At 68.2% G+C, this 2,341-nt stretch carries 2 protein-coding genes; both read left to right on the top strand.

Annotation, left to right across the window (positions count from 1 at the left end; genetic code table 11):
- A partial coding sequence (locus tag ABZU25_RS34430) for an RICIN domain-containing protein (protein ID WP_355033541.1) occupies nt 1-731 on the top strand: 731 nt, incomplete at its 5' end.
- A 242-nt stretch (nt 732-973) separates the two neighbouring features.
- Nucleotides 974-2,320: a glycoside hydrolase N-terminal domain-containing protein gene (locus ABZU25_RS34435; protein WP_355033542.1), complete on the top strand. Its 1,347-nt coding sequence runs from the start codon at nt 974-976 to the stop codon at nt 2,318-2,320.
- The last annotated feature ends 21 nt before the right edge of the window (nt 2,321-2,341 follow it).

Raw genomic sequence — 2,341 nt, forward strand, 5'->3', positions numbered from 1 at the left:
TGCCGCAGGCGGTACCCAGCTACGCCCGCAACGCCACGGTGACCCGCAACATCACAGTGTTCAACGACGACTTCACCAACACCTCGGTGGGCTTCACCTGGACCGCCCGCCTCGACAGCCCGACCGGCGCGGTCGTCGCGTCCGGCAGCACCACCCTGACCGTCCCGCTCGGCTCACGGGTCACCCAACCGGTGTCCTTCACCGCCCCCGCCACCGGAAGCCGCGTGTACCTGCAGCTGTCGACCACCAAGTCCGGCAGCACCACCTTCACCGACGCGGTCGAGTACCTGAACCTCGGCGGAAGCGGCGGAACCGGACCCGCTCCCGGCACCTACCGCATCGTCAACCGCAACAGCGGCAAGCCCCTCGCCATCGCCGGCAACTCCACCGCCGACGGCGCCAAGACGGTCCAGCAGAGCGGCACCCCCACCTGGACGATCAGCGCCACCCAGGACGCCTACACCCTGCGCTACACCGCCTCCGGAAAGATGCTCGACGTCAACGGCGGCAGCACCACCACGGGCCTGCAACTGCAGCAATGGTCGGCAAACGGCGGCACCAACCAGTCGTGGTACCTGCGGCCCACCGGCGACGGCTACTACACCATCGTCAGCCAGGCCAGCGGACTGGCGGCCGACGTCTACGCCGCAGCGACCAGTGACGGCGCGCAGGTCGTGCAGTGGACCGCCAACAACGGGACCAACCAACAGTGGCAGTTCGTGCGCGCCTGACCAGCGCCAGAGGTCGTTGACAAGTCCGACCGCCGGTGACCAGCTGACGATCGTTGTGATGCCTACTCGGGCGCGGGGGTTCCCGTGCCCGAGTAGGCCACGGCCCGATCTCATGCCGCCCATCTTCTTGCCGAATCGATTCGAGAATGCAGAACCGTTGTCCGTAGCCCAGACCCGACGGGCTGCGGGCGCCGGACGATATGACGCACAACCTTCAGCCTCGGAGTCGGAAGGGACTTCTGATGACAGACCTGCCCGTGAGCCGTAGGCGCCTGCTCGCCACTGCCGCGCTGACCGCCGGCTCGGCGGCCCTGATCCCGGCCGTGGGCGCCGGACGGGCCGCGGCCGTTGCGCCTCAGGTCACGCTGCCCGAGCGCGGGATCTACGACGCGACGGCGGCGTCAACCTGGACCGACGGGTTCCTCATCGGCAACGGCGAGTACGGCGCCGTCCTGTACGGAACGCCGGCCCTCGAGAAGGTGATCTTCAATCACCACCGCTTCGTGATGCCCAACGGCAGCCGGGGCGTGACCCCACCGGTAATCTCCGGGCGGCTGGCCGGCGTGCGAGACAAGGCGCTGGCCGGGAACTACGGCGGAGCCAACACGGACTTCGCGGCCGGCTGGAGCCTGCGTTGGACCCAGACCTACCACCCCGGCTTCGAGTTGCAGATCAGCACGCCCGGCATGACCACGGCCAACGGATACGCCCGCATCACCGACTTCCGGACCGGGGAGGTCACCTCCACCTGGACCGACAGCAACGGCACCTGGACTCGCCGCGCCTTCGCCTCCCGAGCCGACAACGTCGTCGTACACGAACTGACCCCGGCATCCGGCCGATCGATCGAGGCGACGCTGAGCGCCAACACATCCCTCGCGGGCGTTCCCGGCTCGGTCCGTTTCACCACCCAGGCCAGCATCATTGACGGCTCCGGCTACCTGAACCTGCGAGGCACCTACCCGTCCGGGCAGGGCGCGTTCGGCTTCGAGGGCGTCACCCGGGTCGTCGCCACCGGTGGCACGGTAGCCGCGAACGGGTCGAGCATCGTCGTCACCGCGGCAACCAGGCTCCTCCTGCTGACCAAACTCGACAGGTACGAGTCACCCACGGCCTGGGACAGCAAGCCGTTGCACGCTGCGCTGGCCGCGGTGCGCGCCGACTATGCCGAGCTGCGGACCCGGCACGTCACCCTGCACTCGGCGATGTACGACCGCTCCCGCCTGGACTTGAACGTCTCCGCCGCCGACCGGCAGCTGTCGACCACCGAGCTGATCGCCCGGCAGAACGCCAACCGCAACACCATCGATGTGGCCCTGCTGGAGCGCCTCTACGACAGCGGCCGTTACCTGTTCATCAGCTCCAGCGGCGTACTGCCGCCGCGGTTGACCGGAATCTGGGCCGGCACCTGGAATGGCGCCTGGGCCGACGATTTCACCACCGATGCCAACATCAACCTCCAGGTCGCCGGCGGCAACATTCTCGACCTCACCGATGCCATGCAGGGCTATTTCAGGGTCTTGTGTTGGATGTGTGGGTCGCCGGTGATCATCTTCCGGGGAGTTGGGGTTGGTGGCCGCCGAGGTTGAGCATGGCCAGGGCGATGAGGG

Origin of the sequence: Micromonospora sp. NPDC005215 (genome assembly GCF_040607915.1) — a bacterium.
Taxonomy (GTDB): Bacteria; Actinomycetota; Actinomycetes; order Mycobacteriales; family Micromonosporaceae; genus Micromonospora.